Annotated in this window: 18 protein-coding genes; 7 read left to right on the plus strand and 11 right to left on the minus strand. The window is 63.0% G+C overall.

Annotated elements, in window-relative coordinates; genetic code table 11:
• Positions 1–23: 23 nt before the first annotated feature.
• The 6 genes from ABRA89_RS02480 to guaD all read left to right on the plus strand — a co-directional run bounded on the left by ABRA89_RS02480 (position 24) and on the right by guaD (position 7,728).
• Positions 24–1,574 (plus strand): ABC transporter ATP-binding protein, encoded by a 1,551-nt coding sequence (locus ABRA89_RS02480; RefSeq protein WP_349939858.1) that lies wholly within the window; start codon positions 24–26, stop codon positions 1,572–1,574.
• Positions 1,571–2,692, plus strand: coding sequence for an ABC transporter permease (locus ABRA89_RS02485; RefSeq protein ID WP_349939859.1), 1,122 nt, complete (start codon positions 1,571–1,573; stop codon positions 2,690–2,692). Before ABRA89_RS02480 ends, ABRA89_RS02485 begins: the two co-directional genes overlap by 4 nt.
• A gap of 2 nt (positions 2,693–2,694) precedes the next feature.
• A complete protein-coding gene (locus tag ABRA89_RS02490) occupies positions 2,695–3,603 on the plus strand; it encodes an ABC transporter permease (RefSeq protein ID WP_349939974.1) in 909 nt (302 codons plus the stop codon).
• A gap of 27 nt (positions 3,604–3,630) precedes the next feature.
• Complete coding sequence (locus ABRA89_RS02495; RefSeq protein WP_349939860.1) at positions 3,631–4,725, plus strand: BMP family ABC transporter substrate-binding protein; 1,095 nt, start codon at positions 3,631–3,633, stop codon at positions 4,723–4,725.
• Between the two features lie 328 nt (positions 4,726–5,053).
• Entirely contained in the window at positions 5,054–6,325 is a 1,272-nt protein-coding gene (locus ABRA89_RS02500) for a urate hydroxylase PuuD (RefSeq protein WP_349939861.1), read from the plus strand.
• Positions 6,322–7,728, plus strand: a complete 1,407-nt coding sequence (gene guaD, locus ABRA89_RS02505) for a guanine deaminase (protein WP_349939862.1) — start codon at positions 6,322–6,324, stop codon at positions 7,726–7,728. The genes ABRA89_RS02500 and guaD overlap by 4 nt, the downstream gene beginning before the upstream one ends.
• Positions 7,729–7,746: 18 nt before the next feature.
• Here guaD and ABRA89_RS02510 read toward each other — a convergent pair whose 3' ends face one another.
• The 6 genes from ABRA89_RS02510 to ABRA89_RS02535 all read right to left on the minus strand — a co-directional run bounded on the left by ABRA89_RS02510 (position 7,747) and on the right by ABRA89_RS02535 (position 14,707).
• Complete coding sequence (locus ABRA89_RS02510; protein ID WP_349939863.1) at positions 7,747–8,439, minus strand: Isoquinoline 1-oxidoreductase subunit; 693 nt, start codon at positions 8,437–8,439, stop codon at positions 7,747–7,749.
• Between the two features lie 97 nt (positions 8,440–8,536).
• A complete protein-coding gene (locus ABRA89_RS02515; protein WP_349939864.1) occupies positions 8,537–10,729 on the minus strand; it encodes a xanthine dehydrogenase family protein molybdopterin-binding subunit in 2,193 nt (730 codons plus the stop codon).
• Between the two features lie 5 nt (positions 10,730–10,734).
• Positions 10,735–11,193: a (2Fe-2S)-binding protein gene (locus tag ABRA89_RS02520; RefSeq protein ID WP_349939865.1), complete on the minus strand. Its 459-nt coding sequence runs from the start codon at positions 11,191–11,193 to the stop codon at positions 10,735–10,737.
• A 310-nt stretch (positions 11,194–11,503) separates the two neighbouring features.
• Positions 11,504–11,689 carry a CsbD family protein gene (locus ABRA89_RS02525; protein WP_349939866.1) on the minus strand — a complete coding sequence of 62 codons (186 nt, stop codon included), beginning with the start codon at positions 11,687–11,689 and terminating at the stop codon, positions 11,504–11,506.
• Between the two features lie 194 nt (positions 11,690–11,883).
• Positions 11,884–13,158 (minus strand): flagellin N-terminal helical domain-containing protein, encoded by a 1,275-nt coding sequence (locus ABRA89_RS02530; protein ID WP_349939867.1) that lies wholly within the window; start codon positions 13,156–13,158, stop codon positions 11,884–11,886.
• A 271-nt stretch (positions 13,159–13,429) separates the two neighbouring features.
• Positions 13,430–14,707 (minus strand): flagellin N-terminal helical domain-containing protein, encoded by a 1,278-nt coding sequence (locus tag ABRA89_RS02535; protein ID WP_349939868.1) that lies wholly within the window; start codon positions 14,705–14,707, stop codon positions 13,430–13,432.
• A 296-nt stretch (positions 14,708–15,003) separates the two neighbouring features.
• Here ABRA89_RS02535 and ppa point away from each other — a divergent pair, with 296 nt between their 5' ends.
• Positions 15,004–15,540 (plus strand): inorganic diphosphatase, encoded by a 537-nt coding sequence (gene ppa, locus ABRA89_RS02540; RefSeq protein WP_349939869.1) that lies wholly within the window; start codon positions 15,004–15,006, stop codon positions 15,538–15,540.
• A 98-nt stretch (positions 15,541–15,638) separates the two neighbouring features.
• On the opposite strand, the gene ABRA89_RS02545 is transcribed toward ppa, so the two are convergent.
• From ABRA89_RS02545 to htpX, 5 genes are all read right to left on the minus strand, one after another.
• Complete coding sequence (locus tag ABRA89_RS02545) at positions 15,639–17,039, minus strand: nucleobase:cation symporter-2 family protein (protein ID WP_349939870.1); 1,401 nt, start codon at positions 17,037–17,039, stop codon at positions 15,639–15,641.
• A gap of 220 nt (positions 17,040–17,259) precedes the next feature.
• Positions 17,260–18,876 (minus strand): bifunctional phosphoribosylaminoimidazolecarboxamide formyltransferase/IMP cyclohydrolase, encoded by a 1,617-nt coding sequence (gene purH / locus ABRA89_RS02550; RefSeq protein WP_349939871.1) that lies wholly within the window; start codon positions 18,874–18,876, stop codon positions 17,260–17,262.
• A gap of 83 nt (positions 18,877–18,959) precedes the next feature.
• Entirely contained in the window at positions 18,960–19,172 is a 213-nt protein-coding gene (locus tag ABRA89_RS02555) for a hypothetical protein (RefSeq protein WP_349939872.1), read from the minus strand.
• Between the two features lie 4 nt (positions 19,173–19,176).
• Positions 19,177–20,598, minus strand: coding sequence for an RsmB/NOP family class I SAM-dependent RNA methyltransferase (locus ABRA89_RS02560; RefSeq protein WP_463671238.1), 1,422 nt, complete (start codon positions 20,596–20,598; stop codon positions 19,177–19,179).
• Positions 20,595–21,569 carry a zinc metalloprotease HtpX gene (gene htpX / locus ABRA89_RS02565; RefSeq protein ID WP_349939873.1) on the minus strand — a complete coding sequence of 325 codons (975 nt, stop codon included), beginning with the start codon at positions 21,567–21,569 and terminating at the stop codon, positions 20,595–20,597. Before htpX ends, ABRA89_RS02560 begins: the two co-directional genes overlap by 4 nt.
• Between the last annotated feature and the right edge of the window lie 137 nt (positions 21,570–21,706).

Genomic DNA, 21,706 nt, shown 5'->3' on the forward strand with positions numbered 1-21,706 from the left:
TTGAATGGGATAGCCCGCGATCCATGACGTCGCGCCTCGAGCTGAACGGTATCACCAAGCGCTTTCCGGGTGTGACCGCCAACGAGAACGTCTCGTTCGCCGTCGCGCCGGGCGAAATTCACGCACTTCTCGGCGAGAATGGTGCCGGGAAGTCGACCCTGGTCAAGATCATCTACGGGGTCCAGCGGGCCGATGAAGGGACGATCACCTTCGACGGCAAGAAGGTCGATATCGCCTCGCCCAATGCGGCCCGCGCGCTCGGCATAGGCATGGTGTTCCAGCATTTCTCGCTGTTCGAGGCGATGACGGTGCTCGAAAACATCGCCCTCGGCATGGATAATCCGCCGCCGCGCCGGGAGCTGGAGGAAAAGGTCCGGCAGGTTCTGAAGACCTACGGCCTGTCGCTCGATCCGCACCGCGACGTCCACACGCTGTCGGTCGGTGAGCGCCAGCGCATCGAGATCGTCCGCGCGCTGATCCAGAGCCCGAAGCTCCTCATCATGGATGAGCCGACCTCGGTGCTGACGCCGCAGGAGGTGGACCGGCTGTTCGAGACCCTGCGCCAGCTGAAGAGCGAAGGTTGCTCGATCCTCTACATTTCGCACAAGCTTTCCGAGATCAAAGCGCTCTGCGATTCGGCGACGGTCCTGCGTGCCGGCAAGGTGGTCGGCACCTGCGATCCGGCGCAAGAAACCGCGCGCTCCATGGCCGAGATGATGATTGGTGGGAGCCTGAAGGACCTCTCCTCCAAGGACGACTGCGTCTATGGCGAGGAGCGCTTCGCGGTCTCGAACCTTTCCGCACCGGGTGAGCCGCCCTTCGGCGTGAGCCTCAAGGATGTCTCCTTCTCGATCCGCTCGGGCGAAATCCTCGGCATTGCGGGAGTCGCCGGCAACGGCCAGAACGAGCTTCTCTCGGTGCTTTCGGGCGAGCGGACGGATGGTGTCTCCGGCGCGATCACGCTCGATGGCGAAGAGCTTTCGAAACTCGGCGTCGGCGCGCGGCGGAAGAAGGGGCTCGCCGCGCTGCCCGAAGAGCGCAACGGCCATGCGGCGATCGGCCAGATGAGCCTTGCTGAGAACACGCTTCTCTCCGCGCGCGGCCCGAAATCGCTTGCGGGCAACGGCATTCTGAGGACGGGCAAGGCGCATGAGTATGCGAAAGCCGTCATCGAGGCCTTCTCGGTAAAGGCGACGGGTCCGAAGGCGAAGGCGGGAAGCCTTTCGGGCGGAAACCTTCAGAAATTCGTGGTCGGGCGCGAGATCATGACCGATCCGGCGGTCTTTATCGTCTCCCAGCCCACCTGGGGCGTCGATGCGGGCGCGGCGGGCTTCATTCGTCAGGCGATGATCGATCTCGTCGCGAAAGGTGCCGCGATCCTGCTCGTCAGCCAGGACCTCGACGAACTGCTCGAACTCTGCGATCGGCTGGCCGTGATCAATGGCGGCAAGCTTTCCGAGGCGATGGATGTGAAGACGGTCTCGATCGAAAAGGTCGGCCTCCTGATGGGCGGCGTTCATGGCGAGGACGACGCCGATGCGGACGCGGCGCTGACCCGGGAGAAGGCCTCATGATGGGCTGGAATCTGGAGCCCCGGCGCGAGGCGAGCCGCAAGGCCAATCTCGCGGCCCCCGTGATCGCGGTCGTCGGCGCGCTCGTCATCGGCGCGATTCTCTTCACGTTGCTAGGACATAATGGCGTTTCGGCTGTGTACGAGATCTTCGTCGCGCCGCTCACCAGCGCCTATCGCTGGCAGGATCTGTTGGTGAAGGCCGCGCCGCTCGCGATTATCGCGACCGGGCTTGCCATCGGTTTCAGGGCCAATGTCTGGAATATCGGGGCCGAGGGACAATACATTCTCGGTGGCCTCGGCGGCACCTGGGTGGCGCTCCAGACCCTCGACATGACGGGTGCGTGGATCCTCCCCGCGATGATCCTTATGGGCATGATCTGGGGCGCGGCCTATGCAGCGGTGCCGGCGTTCCTGAAGACCAAGCTCGGCGTCAACGAAATCCTCTCCTCGCTGATGCTGAACTATGTAGCGATCCAGCTTCTCTATTACCTGATGCGCGCGCCGTGGAAGGACCCGATGGCCTTCGGCTTTCCGCAGACGGCGATGTTCACCTCTGACCAGACCCTGCCCATGGTGGCGTCCGGCACCCTCGTCCATCTCGGCGTGCCGATCGCTGCCGCGATCGCGCTGACGGCATGGGGCGTGATGACCCGCACGATCGTCGGATTTCAGGTGAGAAGCGTCGGTGCGAGCCCCAAGGCGGCGCGCTTTGCAGGTTTTTCGGCCAACTCGACCGTCTGGCTCGCGCTTCTGATCGGCGGCGGGCTGGCGGGGCTAGCCGGCATTCTCGAAGCCTCCGGTCCGTTCGGCCAGATGGTGCCGCAGTTCCCGACGGGCTACGGCTATACCGCGATCATCGTCGCCTTTCTCGGGCGGCTGAACCCGCTCGGCATTCTTATCGCGAGTTTCGTGCTGGCGCTCACCTATGTGGGCGGCGAGAATGCGCAGACGGCGATCGGCCTGCCGAATGCCGCCGCCGGCGTCTTCCAGGCGCTGATGCTGTTCTTCCTCCTCGGTGTCGACATTCTCGCCTCCTACCGCCTGAAGCGGAGCGCGCCGGCAAAGGCCGCAGTCGAGACACGCTCCACCGCGACGAATGTGGAGGCGGCGCGCGCATGAATATCGATCTCACCGTCGCCATTCTCATGACTGTCGCGGGGGCGGCGACGCCGCTGCTGATCGCCGCGCTCGGCGAGCTCGTGGTCGAGAGATCCGGCGTTCTCAATCTCGGCGTCGAGGGCATGATGCTGATCGGGGCGGTCACCGGCTTCGCCGTCGCCTATTCGACGGGGGTGCCAACCCTAGGCGCGATCGCGGCGCTGCTCGCGGGCGCGCTCGTCTCGCTGGTCTTTGCCGTCCTCACGCTCTCGCTTATGGCGAACCAGGTGGCGACGGGCTTGGCGCTGACGATCTTCGGCACCGGCGTTTCGGCGCTCATCGGCGCGCCCTTCGTCGGCATCACCACCTCGACGCTCGGACCGCTCGTTTCCTTCGAAAATCCGGTCCTGAGGCTGATCTTCGGCCATTCGCCGCTCGTCTATCTCGGCATCGCGCTGACCGTCGGGGTCTGGTGGTTCCTCAAGCACTCGCGCGGCGGCCTTATCCTTCGCGCGGTCGGCGAATCCGACGATGCCGCCCATGCGATCGGCTATCCGGTCTTGAAGATCCGCTATCTCGCCGTCCTCTTCGGCGGAGCGATGGCGGGGCTTGCGGGCTGCTATTACTCGCTCGTCCTTACGCCCATGTGGGCCGAAAGGCTGACGGCGGGTCGCGGATGGATCGCGATCGCCCTCGTCGTCTTCGCCTCGTGGAAGCCGGGTCGCGTTCTGCTCGGGGCCTATCTCTTCGGCCTCGTTATCACGATGGAGCTGCAGGCCAAGGCCGCCGGCTTCAACATGTTCGCGCCCGAGTTCCTCGCAGCGCTTCCCTATCTCGCGACGATCGCGGTGCTCGCGGTCATCTCGTTCGCGAGGAAAGGCGGGGCGAACGCGCCCGCCTGCCTCGGAAAACCCTTCAGGGCCACGGCCTGAGAGATACGTTCAAAAGGAGCTCCACCCATGTTCAGCATCACCAAGCGCAGGCTTCTCGCAGCCGCGACTTTTGCCGCGGCCGCGCTGGCCGTGCCCGCGAGCTTCGCGCAGGATTCCGCCGAAGGCGGCGAAAAGGTCAAGGCCGGCTTCGTCTATGTCGGCCCGATCGGCGATTTCGGATGGACCTACGCCCATGACCAGGGTCGCCAGTGCTTGGCTAAGAACCTCGGCGACAAGGTCGAGACAACCTATGTGGAGAACGTCGCCGAGGGACCGGACGCCGAGCGCGTCATCCGCCAGCTCGCGCAGGACGGGGCGGACATCGTCTTCACGACGTCCTTCGGCTTCGGCAATCCGACCCTGAAGGTCGCCAAGCAGTTTCCGGACGTGAAGTTCGAGCACGCCACCGGCTTCCAGGCCGGGCCGGAGAACATGGCGCTCTATAACTCCAAGTTCTATCAGGGCCGCGCGGTTCTCGGCACCATCGCAGGCCACATGTCGGAAAGCGGCAAGGCCGGCTACATCGCCTCCTTCCCGATCCCGGAAGTCGTCATGGGCATCAATGCCTTCCAGCTGGCGGCCCAGAAGGTGAACCCGGACTTCAGGACGCAGGTCGTCTGGGTGAACTCCTGGTATGATCCGGCCAAGGAAGCCGACGCGGCCAATGCGCTGCTTTCACAGGGTGTCGACGTGATCACCCAGCACACGGATTCGCCCGCTCCACTGCAGGCGGCTGAAAAGGCCGGCGCGATTGCCTTCGGTCAGGCTTCCGACATGACGAGCTTTGCGCCGAACGCGCATATGACCGCGATCATCGATGAATGGTGCCCCTATTACACCAAACGGGTGCAGGCTGTGCTCGATGGCAACTGGGAGTCCCACAATGTCTGGCTCGGCATGGAAGAGGGCGAGGTCGTAATGGCTCCCTTCAACGACGCCATGCCCGAAGATGTGAAGCAAGCCGCGCAGAAGGTCTATGACGAGACCAAGGCTGGTGAATACGAAATCTTCACCGGCCCGATCACGGATCAATCCGGCGAAGAGCGCGTGCCGGAGGGCGAGGAAATGACCGAGGAAGAGCTTCTCAAGATGGATTGGTACGTGGAAGGCGTGCAGAGCTGAGGGCCTTGCGCCTGAATTTCTGAACCATCGCGTGTCAGCCCGGCCCTCGAGCCGGGATCCATCCCAGGTCCGACCCGCGAGTGAGCGTCAGACGCGGGTCTCTCAACTCTCATCCGTCATCCTCGGGCCTCGTCCCGAGGATCCAGAAGAGTCAAACGAAGACTCAGCAGTCTGCGTATTCGTCGGGCTTCTGAACAGTCGCCGGGACTGCTCGGGCCGACACATCGCGCTGGATCCTCGGGACGAGGCCCGAGGATGACGAACCTCAGGTGATTGACGCGGCCTTCCGCGGGCGCGGCCATCGCCTATACCAACTCCCGAGGGCCGCATGTGGACCTATTTCTCCGAATGGCTGCAATTCGCGGTGCGATGGGTCCATGTCATCACTGCCATCGCCTGGATCGGCTCGTCCTTCTACTTCATCGCGCTCGATCTCGGCCTTCGGAAAAGGCGTGATCTCGCCGAGGGCGTTGCGGGTGAAGCATGGCAGGTGCATGGCGGCGGCTTCTACAACATGCAGAAGTACCTGATTGCGCCGGCGGAAATGCCGGAGGATCTGACCTGGTTCAAATGGGAGAGCTACGCCACCTGGCTTTCCGGCGCGGCGCTGCTCTTCCTCGTCTACTATCTCGGGGCCGAGCTCTATCTGATCGATCCGCAGAAGGCCGATCTGCCGCTCTGGGGCGCGAGCCTGATCGGCATTGGCGGGCTGGCGCTTGGCTGGTTGGTCTATGACGGGCTCTGCAAGTCGCCGCTGACAAACGACGACACCTGGCTCTTCGTCGCGCTCTTCGTCTACATCGTCGCGGCGAGCTGGGGCTTCAATGAAGTGTTCTCCGGCCGCGGCGCGATGCTCCACACCGGCGCGATGATCGCGACGATCATGACCGCCAACGTCTTCCTCATCATCATCCCGAACCAGACGATCGTGGTGGACGATCTGAAGGCGGGGCGGACGCCCGACCCGGCGCTCGGCAAGGCGGCGAAGCAGCGCTCTCTGCACAACAACTATCTGACGCTGCCGGTCATCTTCCTCATGCTGTCGAACCACTATCCGCTCGCCTTCGCGACCGAGTGGAACTGGGTGATCGCCGGACTGGTGCTGCTCATGGGCGCGTTGGTGCGCCACTATTTCAACACCGAGCATGCGACGGGTAGGCGGCTCTGGTGGTGCTGGGTCGGCGCGGGGCTGCTGTTTGCCATCGTTATCACGCTCTCCAGCGTGCCGGGCTGGCGGGACGCCGCGCCAGAAGAGGCGCGGACGTTCACGAAGGACCCGCAGGTGGCGCTCGCAGCTTCCCCGCTGCTCGATGAGGCCGAGGGCGTTATCCTCTCGCGCTGCTCCATGTGCCATGCCCGCGAACCGCTCTGGCCGGGCATGGCCCATGCACCGAAGAATGTCGTTCTCGAAACACGCGACGACATCGTCCACTGGGCACCGGCGATCGAGCGGCAGGCGGTGCGTAGCCATGCGATGCCGCCGGGCAACATCACCGAAATGGCACCCGAAGAACGCGACATGCTCCGGCGCTGGCTGGAGGCGGGCGAGGGGATACGGCTTGCTGCCGAACCCGCGCCGACAGAGGTCGCGGCCCGATGAAACCGGTCGCTTCGCCCGGTCGGATGCTGGCGCTGCGCGGCCGGGTCCTCAGCTTTACGGGTGATCCTGCGGAAATCGGAGAGCGGGCCGTTGTCTTTCACTCCGACGGTGTGGTGCTGATCCGCGACGGATTGATCGAGCGAGTGGGCGAGGCCCAGCCGATCATCGATAGTCTGCCGCCGGACGTTCCGGTGACGAACCACCATCCGCACCTCATCCTGCCCGGCTTCATCGACCCGCATCTCCACCTGCCGCAGACTCAGGTGATCGCGTCCTACGGCGCGGAGCTGATGGAATGGCTGCAGAAATACACCTTTCCGGAAGAGGCGCGCTATTCCAGCCCGCGCATCGCGTCCGATGCCTCGCGCTGGCTGCTCGATACGCTGGCGGCGAATGGCACGACGAGCGCTTCGGTGTTCTGCACGTCCCATCTGGTGAGCCTCGATGCTTTCATGGGCGAGGCGGACCGGCGGGGACTGCGGATGATCGCCGGCAAGGTGATGATGGATCGCGGCGCGCCGGAGGCGCTGCTCGATACGCCCGAACGCGGCTATGAGGAGACGAAGACAGCGATCGAGCGCTGGCACGGGCAGGGCCGGCTGGAGATCGCGATCACGCCGCGCTTCGCGCCGACCTCGACCGAGCTTCAGCTGGAGGCCACCGCAACGCTGGCCCGCGAATTTCCTGATCTGCCGATCCAGACGCATCTGTCGGAAAATCATGCCGAGATCGCCTATGTGGCCGACCTCTTTCCGAAGGATGCTGATTACACCGCCGTTTACGAACGCTTCGGCCTCGTCCGTCGCCGCGCGCTGTTCGGGCACTGCATTCACTTGAGCGAGCGCGAACGGGGCGCGCTCGCCTCGGGCGGGGCCTCGGCGATCTTCTGCCCGACCTCGAATCTGTTCCTTGGTTCCGGTCTGTTTGATCGCGAGGCATTGCGCGCCGCTGAAGTGCGTGTCGGCATCGCGACCGATATTGGCGGCGGCACTAGCTATTCCATGCTGCGGACAATGGCAGAGGGTTACAAGGTGCTTGCCCTGAAAGGCCAGAAGCTCACCGCCTTTGAGGCTTTTCGCATGGCGACAGCCGGCAACGCGGACGCTATAGGCCTCGGCGAGGCCATCGGCCGGCTCGCCCCCGGCCTCGAAGCCGACATCACCGTCCTCGACAGTCGATCGACTGGACCGCTTTCTCGCCGCATGGAGCGGGTCGAAACGCTGGAAGAGGAACTCTTCGCGCTGATGACCCTCGGCGACGAACGCGCAACCGTCGCGACCTATTCGGGCGGCCGGATAATCTACGACCGCACAGTGGCGCGCCCTGAGCGATCAGCCGTCGCAAGGCAGAACGAGCCCGCGATTGTCAGCCCCGGTGGCGGACAACGCGGCTCGGACCAGTAGACGCGATAGAACGGTTCCTCAGCTCGACGGACAATGCGCGCCCGTCGCGGCCCAGGCTTCGTAGAGCTGGCCGAACTGCTCCTGGGTGCCCGGAACCGGCTCGCGGCCTTCGCCCGGCTCCCAGCCCCAGCCGACGAGATCGTCTTCGGCCATGTGCTCCACCAGTTCGGCGAGGGTCTTCCCGCCATTGCGGTCTTCGTCCTTAATCTGCTCGCAGATCTCGGCGAGGGACTTGCCCTCCCAAGCCATCTCGATCGGCGCGAGATGCCAGCTCGGATTGCCGGGGATCGACTGGATATCCGGGCTCTGGCCGACGATCTGGGCGTTCTCGGGCCCGTGGCAGGTGTTGCACATCATGCCGGGCACGCCGAAATTGGCGTCTCCACGCTGAACCGGCGGCTGATGTTCGGTCATTTCCATGTTCTGAAGCGGGGAATCTCCCGCAGGATGGCAGTTCACGCAGCGCGGGTGCTGCAGCACCTTGCCAGTCTCTTCGAAGATGGCAATCGAGCGCTCGGTCTCGTCTGAGATCGAGTCGAAGTCGGAGACCGATTTCAGGCCCTCGGTGGTTTCCTCGGGCGTCATCGGTTGGGAAGCTTCGCCGGTGGCGGGGTCGCGGTCCTGAGCGACCACTGGCGAAGAGACGACAAGCGAAGCCGCAGCGATGGAAAGGACGAAGCCGGCAAGGCTGTTACGGGAGACGAGTTTCACGGGCGGCACTCACTTTGCGCAGGAAATGGTCAGTCGATAGGAATGCCGGCCACGCCTTGCGTGACCGGCGAAAGCCTTGTCGGCTCGATAAGAGGTCTCAGGCACCTGCCGTGCGCGAGGGCACGATGGGCAGGCTTTGAACGGGCTCACCGGTCAGGCGCCGCCATGCATTCGCGACGGCGGGACCGATCGGCGGAACGCCCGGCTCGCCGACACCGGTCGGCGCCTCGGTCGATTCGATGATCGCGACCTCGACCTCCGGCATTTCGGAAATGCGCAGGGACCGGTAGTCGTTGAAGTTCGACTGAACGATCCGGCCGCCTTCTTCGAGCGTGATCTCGTCGTAAAGGACCGCGCCCAGCCCGTAGCCGATGCCGCCTTCCATCTGCGCCTTGATGATGTTCGGATTGACCGCGACACCGCAATCGACGGCGCACCAGACCTTATGCACCCTTGGCCCGCCATCGTCGCCGAGAGAAACCTCGGCGATTTCGGCGACATAGGTCGAGAAGCTCTTGTGAACGGCGACGCCCCAGGCCCGTCCTTCCGGCGGCGAGCCGTTCGCAAAACCAGCCATTTCGGCAACCCGGGTCAGCACACCACGTTCGCGCGAGCCTTCGGGAAGAAGAGCGAGACGGCCCTCGACGGGATCCTTGCCGGCTTCCTCAAGAAGCTGATCGAGGAAGGTCTCGACCGCAAAAGCCGTGTGGGTGTGGCCGACCGAGCGCCACCAGAGGATCGGCACGGGCAGGGTCGTGTTGACCGACATCACCCTCCGGTTCGGGATCTGGTACGGGCTGTCGGATGCGCCCTCGACGCTGGTCTCGTCGATCTCGTCCTTGTTCATGATGGACTGGCCGACGATCGCCTGATCCCAGGCGACGATATTGCCGTCGCCGTCGACGGCGCCCTTCAGCTTGTGGATGTAGATTGGACGATAGAAGCCACCCCGGATATCGTCTTCGCGTGTCCAGACATGCTTGACGGGGCGATCCATCCCCGCGGCTTTGAAGACCGCCGCCGCTTCGCGCATGTAGGGCGAGCCGAACTGGGCCCGGCGACCGAAGGAGCCGCCAGCGAGCTGTGTGTTGACCCGGACATTCGCCGCATCGACCTCGCAGACTTCCGAGATCGCCGCCTTGTCCTGTCCGGGAAACTGGGCGCCATTATAACAGTCGATCGAGCCGTCCTCGCGGCGGATCAAGACCGAATCGAGCGGCTCCATCGGCGCGTGGGCGAGGAAGGGAAAGCGCATCGTGGACTCGATCGTGGTCAGGCCGTCCTGATTGAGATTGGCCGCGACATCGCCCTGATTGGCGGCTTCCAATTCGTTCTCGCCGCCGATCTGGGAAAGATAATCTTCGAAGATCGCCTCGCTCGAGCGGCTTTCGGCTTCCGCGAGATCCCACTCGACTTCGAGAGCGGCACGGCCCTTCAGAGCGGCAAAGGTCGAATCGGCATAGACCGCGACGCCTTGCGGCACCTGTTTCACATCGACGACGCCGGAGACTTCCCGTGCCTTCGAATCGTCGAAGCTCTTTACCTTTGCGCCGAAATGATCGGGATGTTTGACGACCGCGATCAGCATGTCCTCGAATTCGATGTCGAGGGTGAAGATTGCGCTGCCGTTCGTCTTTGAAATCGTGTCGACCTTTTGCCGATCGGTGCCGATCAGGACGAAGTCTTCTTGATTTTTCAGCGTCGGCTCCGATGGCGCGTCCATATCCGCCGCCTTATTTACGAGCGAACCGAAGTCGGAGCTGTTGCCCGAGGCCTTGTGGCTGATCGTGCCCTTGGAAACGAGGATTTCGTCGGCGGGAACATCCCATTCTTCGGCAGCGGCCGCGACCAGCATGGCACGCGCGGTGGCGCCGGCCTTGCGCATCTGCTCATAGGAATTGGCGATCGCCGTCGACCCGCCCGTGCCCTGAAGGCCGAATGCGAGGTTCTTGTAGACGTCGTCATCGGCCGGCGCGGCCTCGACCCGCATCTGGCTCCAGTCGGCGTCGAGTTCTTCGGCGACCAGCGTCGCAAGGCCGGTATAGGGGCCTTGGCCGAATTCGATATGCTTGGAAAGGATCGTGACCGTGGAGTCCGGTGCGATCCGCACGAAGGCGTTGAAAGCGCGTGCTGCGTCGTTCTGAACGTCCGCCTGGATGACGGCCTTCTCCTGGCCTTTCGCAAAGCCCTTCGGAACGAGCGTCATTCCGATGACGAGGCCGGCTCCGGTGAGGAAGGCGCGGCGGGTCGGGCGAATGCCGCCCGTCGTGTTCGTGTCGTGAATACCCATGGTCCTCAGCCCTCCATCGAGTCGGCGGCGTTGTGAATTGCCTGCCGGATGCGCTGATAGGTGGCGCAGCGACAAATATTGCCCGCCATCGCACCGTCGATGTCCTCGTCGCTCGGCTGGGGGTTCATCTGCAGGAGCGAAACGGCGGACATGATCTGTCCGGACTGGCAGTAACCGCATTGCGGCACGTCGATCTCGGTCCAGGCTGCCTGGACGGCTTTGGCTTCGCGCCCGTCGATGCCCTCGATCGTTGTGACGGTCGAACCTTCGAGGCTGGAGATCGGCGTCACGCATGAGCGCCGCGTCATGCCGTCGACATGCACGGTGCAGGCGCCGCATTGAGCGATGCCGCAGCCGTATTTCGTACCGGTCAGCGTTTCCGCGTCGCGAATGACCCAGAGCAGAGGCGTTTCCGGATCGCCGTCGAATTGGCGCTGTTCGCCGTTCAGGGTGAAAGAGACCATCGGCCGCTCCTTTTTTGAAATGTGCCGAACGCGCTGGAGACGCCAGTCGAGAAGACCGGGAACAATCCGTCTGAACACTTCGATTAGGCGGTGCGCGAGCGGAAAACGTCGTATTTCTGGAGGGTAAGCGATTTAGAATGTTTCGCAAGAGGCCGGGCAAACGACCGGACTGTTTCGCGCTCCGTTAGCCGCGACCTGACACAGCAAGAAACTTGCGGGTCGATGGACTGCGGGTCTCTTGCGGCGTGCGCACAACGAAAAAGAGCCGCCCGGATCGGACGGCTCGACGCACTTCAAAACTTCATGAAGCTCAGTGGTTGCTTTGGTCTTTGACGGCGTCCTTGACCTTGCCATAGTTCTTCTGGGTCTTGCCTTCGGCCTGATCGGCCTCGCCTTGAGCCCGCATTCTTTCGTTACCCACAGCCGAGCCGACCGCTTCCTTGACCTTGCCGCCGGCTTCTTTCGCTGCGCCCTTGATTTCATTCTTGTCGACCATGAGGGGCCTCCCGAATTTTGCGTTAAACATTGATTTTCAGTGTAAAAACGCGTTCGGGCGCTGAGCGTTCCTGCCCGTACCATCAATGGCGTCGATCGTCCCTCCAGGAGCTGGTAGAAACGAACCACTCAACGAGAAAAGGCCCGGCGGTTGCCGGGCCTTTCCAGACTGGACTTGCTTCAGAGCCGTTCCGATTAACGGAAGAGCGAGAGCAGGTTCTGCGAGGAGTTGTTGGCGATGGAGAGCGCCTGAACACCGAGCTGCTGCTGTGTCTGAAGAGCCTTCAGCTTGGTGGACTCTTCGGTCATGTCGGCGTCGACGAGGGTGCCGATACCGCGATCGATGGCGTTCATCATCTTGCCGGTGAACTCGGTCTGCATGTCGATACGGGTCTTGATCGAACCGAGATCGGCAGCAGCAGAAGTCACGCTCTTGAGTGCGTTATCGACGAAGTCAATGAACTTCTCGATGTCAGCACCATTGATGGTGTCACCCGAGATGTCCATGTTTGCGACGGACGCCTTCAGTTCCGTGTTGGCAGCCGCGGCCACAGCGGTAAAGGCGGTCGATACCGGAGCGGTGGTGTTGCCGCCCGTACCTGCCGTTCCGGTACCTGCCGTGGTGGTGATCTTCGACTCACTGGACAGAACGAGGTTGCCGTCCTTGTCCACGTCAGCCTTCAGACGGCCTGCGAGACTCGTGTTCGCATCAATCTTTTCGTTGATGATGGCAGCGAGTTCCGAGGCATCGCCAATGCTACCGTCAGTGTCGGCGGCAGTAATCGCGATCGTCTGCGCAGCTACTGCGGCGTCGCTGCCATTGGCTCCCAGAGCGACAGTGAACTGCACTCGGTCGCCCGTCTCGTCGAAGACCATCGGCGTGGCTGCAGCAACGGTGCCCAACGTGGCCTTGTTGATGATCTTCTCGGTGCCGAGAATGCCCTTGTCGGAGCCGACGAAAAGAGCCGTGTCGGAAGTGTTGACGCTAAGCGAGCCAAGAGAGATCGCACCATTCTCTTCACGCGAGAAGGACGACGTAACCGAGGCGGTGCTCGTCTTGCTGACGGACAGCCAGTTCTGACCCGAGAACGAAGCCGACTTCGCGATGCTCGTCAGCTGTGACTGGAGCTGGGAGATTTCCCCCTGAACCTTTTCGCGGTCCGTACCATCCTGCGTGGCAGCGGTCAGCTTGAGCTTGATCTCGTCGAGAACGTCCTTCGTCGCGGTCATGGCCGTATAGGCCGTATCGACGGTTGCGGCACCGATGCCGAGCGCGTCGGTCACGGCGGACATCGCCTTGCTGTCGGAACGCATGGTGGTCGCGATCGACCAGTAGGCAGCGTTGTCGGAAGCTTCGGCGACGCGGTAACCGGTCGAGATACGGTTCTGCGTCTGGTCCATCATGGTGTTGGTGCTCTGCAGGTTCTGCAGGGCGGTCATGGCGGCGACGTTGGTGTTGATGCTGGTCATAAAAGTGTAGTCCCGATATTCAGATCGTTGGGGACAGTCCGGGCCGGCCGGAATAGAGAGGTCAGCGTCATGCTTGCGGCTTTCGATGGCCGCCCTTCTATGACACACAAGATGACCTGCAACTCTTATGAACACCCTAAACTATATGGTTAATAAAATTCCTCATTACACTTGGGAACATTATAGTAAATGAATTGCTAAGAGTAGATAAGGGGCCTTGAAACGCAAAAAGCCGCCTTGCGGCGGCTTTCCGTTAGCGATTTGACTCGATTTAGCCCTGGAACAGCTGCATGATCGACTGTGCGGAAGCGTTGGCGATGGAGAGCGCCTGAACACCGAGCTGCTGCTGTGTCTGAAGAGCCTTCAGCTTGGTGGACTCTTCGGTCATGTCGGCGTCGACGAGGGTGCCGATACCGCGATCGATCGCATCGGTCAGCTTACCGGTGAACTCGGTCTGCATGTCGATACGGGTCTTGATCGAACCGAGGTCCGCGGCAGCAGCAATCACGTTCTCGAGTGCAGCATCGACGAAGTCAATGAACTTCTCGATGTCAGCACCATTGATGGTGTTGCCCGAGATGTCCAAGTTTGCGACGGACGTCTTCAGTTCAGTGTTGGCAGCTGCGGCCACAGCGGTCATGGCGGTCGATACCGGAGCGGTGGTGTTGCCGCCCGTACCTGCCGTTCCGGTACCTGCCGTGGTGGTGATCTTCGACTCACTGGACAGAACGAGGTTGCCGTCCTTGTCGACATCAACCTTAAGACGACCGGCGAGACTCGTGTTCGCCTCGATCTTTTCCTTGATGATTTCCGCAAGTTCCGCGGTGTTGTCGATGCTGCCGTCAGTGTCGGCGGCGTTGATCTGGATCGTCTGCGCAGCTACTGCGGGGTTGCTGCCATTGGCTGCCAGAGCGACAGTGAACTGCACTCGGTCGCCCGTCTCGTCGAAGATCATCGGTGTGGCTGCAGCAACGGTGCCCATTGTGGCCTTGTTGATGATCTTCTCGGTGCCGAGAATACCCTTGTCGGAGCCGATGAAAAGAGCGGTATCGGCTGTGTTGATGCCGATCGTGCCGAGAGTGATCGAGCCATTTTCTTCACGCGAGAAAGACGACGTCACAGAAGCGGTTGTGGTCTTGCTGACAGACAGCCAGTTCTGACCCGAGAACGAAGCCGACTTCGCAATGCTCTTCAGCTGTGACTGGAGCTGGGAGATTTCACCCTGAACCTTCGCGCGATCGGTGCCGTCCTGCGAAGCAGCGGTCAGTTTGAGCTTGATCTCGTCGAGAACGTCTTTTGCAGATGTCATGGCCGTATAGGCCGTATCGACCGTTGCGGCACCGATGCCGAGCGCGTCGGTCACGGCGGACATCGCCTTGTTGTCGGAACGCATGGTGGTCGCGATCGACCAGTAGGCAGCGTTGTCGGAAGCTTCGGCGACGCGGTAACCGGTCGAGATACGGTTCTGCGTCTGGTCCATCATGGTGTTGGTGCTCTGCAGGTTCTGCAGGGCGGTCATGGCGGCGACGTTGGTGTTGATGCTGGTCATTAGTTCATTTGCCCATCTTTAGCGAGCGCCCCTCATGGGCATTGATGCGTTTTGAACCGTAGCTTCATGCGACGTCTCGTTCGGATAGGTTTGTAGGCGGTTAGGGTTAACGAGCGGTGAAACCAACAGATGCTTCGTTAATCGTGTCGCATTTTTCTTCGACGTCCCCTTGACGATGCGACGGGGCAGGGGCTTCCGACCCGATTGACTCCCTGCGCATGCCCTATAATACCGCTGCGAAACGAAGCTGCGCCGACATCCGGCAGCACAAGCAGAAACCCGATAGAGGAAACGTCATGCGCGTCGAAGCGATCTCCCGAGGCAAGAATCCGCCGGACGAAATCAACGTCATCATCGAGGTGCCGATGGGCGGCGAGCCGGTGAAATACGAGCTCGACAAGGAGTCCGGAGCGCTCTTCGTCGACCGCATCCTGTTCACGCCGATGCGCTATCCCGGCAATTACGGCTTCGTGCCGCACACCCTGTCGGACGACGGCGATCCGATCGACGTTCTCGTCCTCAACGACCGTCCGTTCGTGCCGGGTTGTGTCCTGCCCTGCCGGCCTATCGGCGTCCTCGTGATGGAAGATGATGCCGGGCAGGACGAAAAGGTCGTCGCCGTTCCGACGTCGAAGATGACCCGGCAGTATGAAAACGTGAAAACTGCCACCGATATGCCGGAGATCCTCCTGAAGCAGGTCGAGCACTTCTTCGAGCACTACAAGGATCTGGAGCCCGGCAAGTGGGTGAAAATCCACAATTGGGGCGACGTCGAGCAGGCCCGCAAGATGATCCGCGAAGCGGTCGAGCGCTACGACAACGACAAGAAGTAAGCGTTAGACACCGCAATACCTGAAGAAGCCGCCCGAGATCTTCGGATCGCGAGGCGGCTTTTTCTTGTAAGGATGAAAATTGGCGGTCGGTTTCGACTTCAGTTCCTACTCGGCGCTTCTCTGGCTTCTGAAAGGTCGACTACCGCGGGATCGGCTTCTTCCTCCGGCAGAATGAGCGAGAGGAGGATCGCAGAGAGCCCGGACAGGGTGATCGGCGTGGCGAAGACCTGGCGGATGAAGTCGGGCAGCTGCTGGGTGGCGTCCGGTACGAGGGTGACGCCGAGCCCGAGCCCGAACGAGATCGCCATGATGTAAACCTTCCGGCGATCGATCTCCTGGGTTGCGAGGATACGGATGCCCGCGACCGCGATCGTGCCGAAGAGGACGAGAGTGGCACCGCCGAGGACAGGCTTCGGTACCAGCAGGAACGCGCTGCCGATCACCGGCAGGAAGCCAAGCACGACGAGGATCGCGGCGACGTAGAGCCCGACATGCCGGCTCGCGACGCCGGTCATCTGGATAACGCCGTTGTTCTGGGAGAAGGTCGTGTTCGGAAAGGTGTTGAAGATCGCCGCGATGGCGGAATTGACGCCGTCGGCCAGAACGCCGCCCTTGATGCGCGAAAGGTAGAGCGAGCCTTTGACCGGCTCGCCGGAAATCACGGAGTTTGCGGTCAGGTCACCGGTCGTCTCGATCGCGGTGATCAGGTAGATGAAGGCGATCGGCAGGAAGAGGCCGAGGTCGAAATCGATGCCGTAGCGAAACGGGATCGGCAGCGCGACGAACGGCCCGGTGCCGAAACGCGAGAAATCGACCTGGCCCAGCAGCGCGGCGATGACGAAGCCGCCTACCAGACCCAGCATGATCGCCGAAATGCGGACCATCGGGTTCTTCTGGAAGGTGAGAACGAGGATCATCACCACGACGATGAAGCCGAGGAGGAGGTTGATCGGAGCGCCGAGCGTGTCGCCCGCATTCGCGCCGCCGGCGAAATCCGTGAAGCCCACCTTGATCAGCGAAAGGCCGATGACGGTTATGACAATGCCGGTGACGGTCGGCGTGATGATCTTGCCGAGTTTGCCGATGAACTGGGAGAGGACGATCTCGACGAGGCAGCCGACGAGACAGAGGCCAAAGATCATCGCCAGGATGTCTTCCGGCCCGCCGCCGCGCCCTTTCACCGCGAAGCCTGCCGCAAGGATTGCGCCGAGAAAGGCGAAGCTCGTGCCCTGAAGGCTGAGGAGGCCCGAGCCGATGGGCCCGATGCGGCGGCACTGGATGAAGGTCGCAACGCCCGAAACGAAGAGCGACATCGCGATGAGGTACGGGATTTCGGCGCCGAGTTCGAGCACGCCGCCGATGATGATGCTCGGCGTCACGATGCCGACGATCGCCGCCAGAATATGCTGGAAGGCCGCGAGCGTCGCTGGTCCCGGCGTCGGTTTGTCCTCCAGGGTGTAGATCAGACTGCCGAGAGGAACTGCCTGTTTTTCGCGCATGCCGATTGTCCCGTACCCAACTCATGGATCGGAGTGGTTCAGCGCATCCCGGCCAAGCAGCAGACTTTAATGACCGTCATCCGGCCGGAATCGGTCGCCACACCCTCGCATCTCGTTTGGGACGGGAGCCGACGGCCGCAGCCGCCGAACCCCGTCCTTGACTGAAGGTTAGCATCAACCGTGCCAATTGCAGGTGGCTTTAAGCTTCTTTGGCGGGTTCTCAGTGCCGGAAGTGGCGCATGCCGGTGAGGACCATGGCGACGTCATGTTCGTCGGCCGCCTTGATCACCTCGTCGTCGCGCATGGAGCCGCCGGGCTGGATGACGGCGCGCGCGCCTGCTTCGATCGCCGAAAGGAGACCATCGGCGAAAGGGAAGAAGGCGTCCGAAGCGACGACGCAGCCCTTTGTGAGCGGCTCGGAAAGGCCTGCCGCCTTTGTCGCGTCCTCTGCCTTGCGGGCGGCGATGCGGGCGGCGTCCACGCGGCTCATCTGGCCGGCTCCGATGCCGACCGTCGCGCGGTCCTTCGCGTAGACGATGGTGTTCGACTTCACGTGCTTGGCGACGCGGAAAGCGAATTTGAGATCGGCGAGTTCAGTGTCCGTCGGCGCGCGCTTGGTGACGATCTTGAGGTCGAGATCGTCGACGACACCGGCATCGCGCGACTGGACGAGAAGTCCGCCGGCGACCGATTTCACGAAGCGGCCCTTGGCGCGCGGATCGGGCAAGCCGCCTGTGAGAAGGAGGCGCAGGTTCTTCTTCGCCTTGACGATCTCGATCGCTTCGTCGTCGGCCTCGGGCGCGATGATGACCTCGGTGAAGACCTCGGTGATCTCCTTGGCGCTCGCCGCATCGAGCCGCGCGTTGAGGGCAACGATGCCGCCGAAGGCCGAAACGGGGTCGCAGCGCAGCGCCATGCGATAGGCCTCGATCAGCGTCTCGCCTTCGGCAACGCCGCAAGGATTGGCGTGCTTGATGATCGCGACGGCCTTGGTGCGGGCCGGATCGAATTCGCCGACCAGCTCGAACGCGGCGTCGGTGTCGTTGATATTGTTGTAGGAGAGCGCCTTGCCCTGCACCTGCCGCGCGGTTGCGACGCCCGGCCTCTCCTCGCCGGTGCGGTAGAAGGCGGCTTTCTGGTGTGGGTTCTCGCCATAACGCAGGGATTCGGCGAGTTCGCCGGCGATGGAGATGCGGCGCGGGGTGGCATCGCCCGTCTGATCGGCGAACCAGCCGGAGACGGCCGCATCATAGGCGGCGGTACGGGCATAGGCGCGGCCAGCCATCATGCGGCGCAAGGCCAGCGTCGTTTCGCCGGCATTGGTGCGCAACTCGTCGAGAACAGCGGTATAATCGGAAGGATCGACGACGACAGTGACATAGCCGTGGTTCTTGGCGCCAGCGCGGATCATCGCGGGGCCGCCGATATCGATGTTCTCCACCTGCGTTGCTGCGTCTGCGCCGCTCTTCAGGGTTTCCTCGAAAGGGTAGAGATTGACGACGAGAAGATCGATCGGCTGGATGTCGTGATCGGCCATCGCTTTTGCATGGGCTTCGTCGTCGCGGATGGCGAGCAGGCCGCCATGGACGCCCGGATGCAATGTCTTCACCCGGCCGTCCATCACCTCCGGAAAGCCGGTGAGATCGGAAACGTCGCGCACGGTGAGGCCCGCATCGCTCAGGGCTTTTCGCGTGCCGCCGGTCGAGACGAGTTCGACCCCCATGCCGGCAAGCTCGGTCGCGAAGTCGACGAGGCCTGTCTTGTCAGAGACGGAGATCAGCGCTCGCTGGACCTTCACCCGATCTGGCAGGGGCGTTGCATTGGCTTTGACGGACATGGAGCGGCACTCATCGGTCGGTTACGGCGGGAGAATGCCCGCCGTGATAGGGCCGAATCGTGAGTGCCGCAATGCCGAAAGGGCTATCGCTTCGCCTCGATAGGGCAGGGCGGATTTTCGCAGCTCGGCGAAGAAGCGGCTTCACCGCGTGCTGCCGCGCTCTTTTCTTCGAGATCGTCGAGCGTGTTGGGCAGGACGCCGACAGCATTCGTCATGCCGCCGCAGGCGGAGAGGCTCATTAGCAAGACGAGCGCGACGGTCAGCGCGGAGTGGCGAAGGGTAGGGCATTGAAGCATTGCGTCAGCTCACTCTCTGAAGCCTTGCCGCAAAGAAGCCGTCGACGCCGCCGATCTCCGAGAGCATTTCGGGCGTCGTGCGCAGATCGCCCTCAGGCGTGATCGCGGCATCGAACCCGGCGACATCGCCCTGTTCGATCGGCCGGCGGGCGAAATCGCTGCGTTCGGCGAGGAAGGCGGCGACCAGCTCTTCGCCTTCGATCGTATCGATCGAGCAGTTGGAGAAGACGAGCGTGCCGCCGGGCGCGACATGTTTCGCGGCCGCGTCGAGAAGCTTGCGCTGCACGTCGGCGAGCCGTCTGACATCGTCCAGCGACTTGGTGTAGCCGACATCGGGATGGCGGCGGAGCGTGCCTGTAGACGAGCAGGGTGCGTCGAGGAGTACTGCGTCGAAGGTGCGCTCGCCGAGGGTATCCTGGAACGGCCCGGTAAGCGTTTCTGCATCGAGGGCGAGACGCGTCAGGTTCGCGGCGAGGCGCTTGGCGCGGGATTTGGAGGCTTCACAGGCCGTCACCGCCGCGCCGGCGAGAGCGAGCTGCGCCGTCTTGCCGCCGGGTGCGGCGCACAGATCGGCGGCGTTCTTGCCTTGGAGGTTGCCAAAGAGGCGCACGGGGAGGGCGGCTGAGGCGTCCTGCACCCACCATGCGCCCTCCGGAAAGCCTTCGAGAGAGGCGATGCTGCCCTGCGTTGTCGCATCGAGGCGAATCGAGTGGCCGGAGACCACCCGTCCGCCGAGGCGCTCCGCCCAGGCTTCGGGATCATTCTTCACCGTGAGATCGATCGGCGCGGGCACTCTGTGCGCTGCCGCGATCGCCCGCGCACGGGGCTCGCCATAGGCCGCGAGGAGCCGCTCGAAAAGCCAGTCGGGGCAGTCGGTGACGGGTTCGGTGGTCACCTCGGCGTCGCCGAGTTCACGCGTCATCCGCCTCAGCACCGCGTTGACGACGCCCTTGAAGCGGCGCGTTCGCGGATCGGCTTCGGCGGCAGTCACGGCGAGGTCGACGGCGGCCGAGTCCGGAATGTCGAGAAAACGAATCTGCGCCGCCGCCACGTGCAGAAGGTGGTTCAACGCCGTCGCATTGCTCGGCAGCGGACGATCGAGACGCGCAGCGATCTCCGCGCTCAGCGTGCCGCGAAAGCGGAGCGCCGTCAGGAGGATCGCCTTGCCGAGGCCCTGATCGCGGGGTTCCAGCTGTCTGTAATGCGGCTGTCCGTGATCGGGATCAGTGAGGCCATCGAGCGATGTTTGCTGCTCGATGACTGCGCCGAGAAGTTTGGCGGCCACCTGCCGCGCCTTGAGGCCGGGCTTGTCGGCCGGCGCACCCTTTGGCGTGTTGGGGCTGCTCGACGAAGGCTCTCCCCGCCTTGCGCGGGCCCGTTCCTTGCGCTGCTGCGGCGAGAGGCTCGACTGGCTCACGTCGCTCAACCCCACGGACCCTTGCGCGTGTCGGAGCCACGGCGTCCGTTCTCGGCCGTATGGCTGCGATAGCCCGTGTCCGGTAACCGGCTCCGGCCGCTGTCCTGCCCGCGCGTCCGATCATAGGCGATCGGATCGGCCCCGCCCTCGATCCGCATCTCGCGCAGAAGCGCGATCCGCTCGTTGATGTCGGGATGGGTCGAGAAGAGCCCGGCCATCTTGTTTCCCGATAGCGGATTGATGATGAACATGTGCGCCGTCGCGGGATTGCGCTCGGCAGTCTCGTTCGGGATGCGGCCTGAGGCTTTGGCGATCTTTTCAAGCGCCGAGGCGAGCCAATCGGGCTGGCCGCAGATTTCCGCGCCGCGGCGGTCGGCCGAATATTCGCGGGTCCGCGACACCGCCGTCTGCACCAGCATAGCCGCGAGCGGCGCGACGATGACGGCGGCCAGCATGCCGACGATGCCGAGCGGATTGTTGCGATTGCCACCGAAGAACATGCCAAAATTCGCGAGCATGGAGATCGCGCCGGCGAGGGTCGCGGTGATCGTCATGGTCAGCGTGTCGCGGTTCTGCACATGTGCGAGTTCGTGCGCCATCACGCCGGCGACTTCTTCATGGGTCAGCTGATTGAGGAGGCCGGTGGTCGCCGCGACGGCCGCATTCTCCGGATTGCGGCCGGTCGCGAAGGCATTCGGCTGCGGATTGTCGATGACATAGACCTTCGGAATCGGCAGGCCGGCGCGCTGGGCGAGGCCCGCGACGATGCGGTGGAACTCCGGTGCGGTGCGCTCGTCAACCTCCTTCGCCCGGTGCATCTTCAGCACCATCTTGTCGGCGTTCCAATAGGCGAAGAGGTTCATGCCCGCCGCGATCACGAATGCGATAAGCATCCCGCCGCGTCCGCCGATCAGGAGGCCGATCCCCATGAAGAGCGCCGTCAGAACGGCGATCAGGGCAGCAGTCTTGACCATATTCATTGTCGAAGTGCCTTCAAAACACGTGCGGCGGATCGAGCCCGCCTTGTCCTGCCGATGAAATGGTCCGTCCGCGACTGGCCTTCAAGTTTGGGCGGACGCGCAGTATTCCTATATGAGGCGGGAAGGACAAGACAGAG

The sequence above is a fragment of the Fulvimarina thalattae genome, assembly GCF_040239565.1.
Classification (GTDB): domain Bacteria; phylum Pseudomonadota; class Alphaproteobacteria; order Rhizobiales; family Rhizobiaceae; genus Fulvimarina.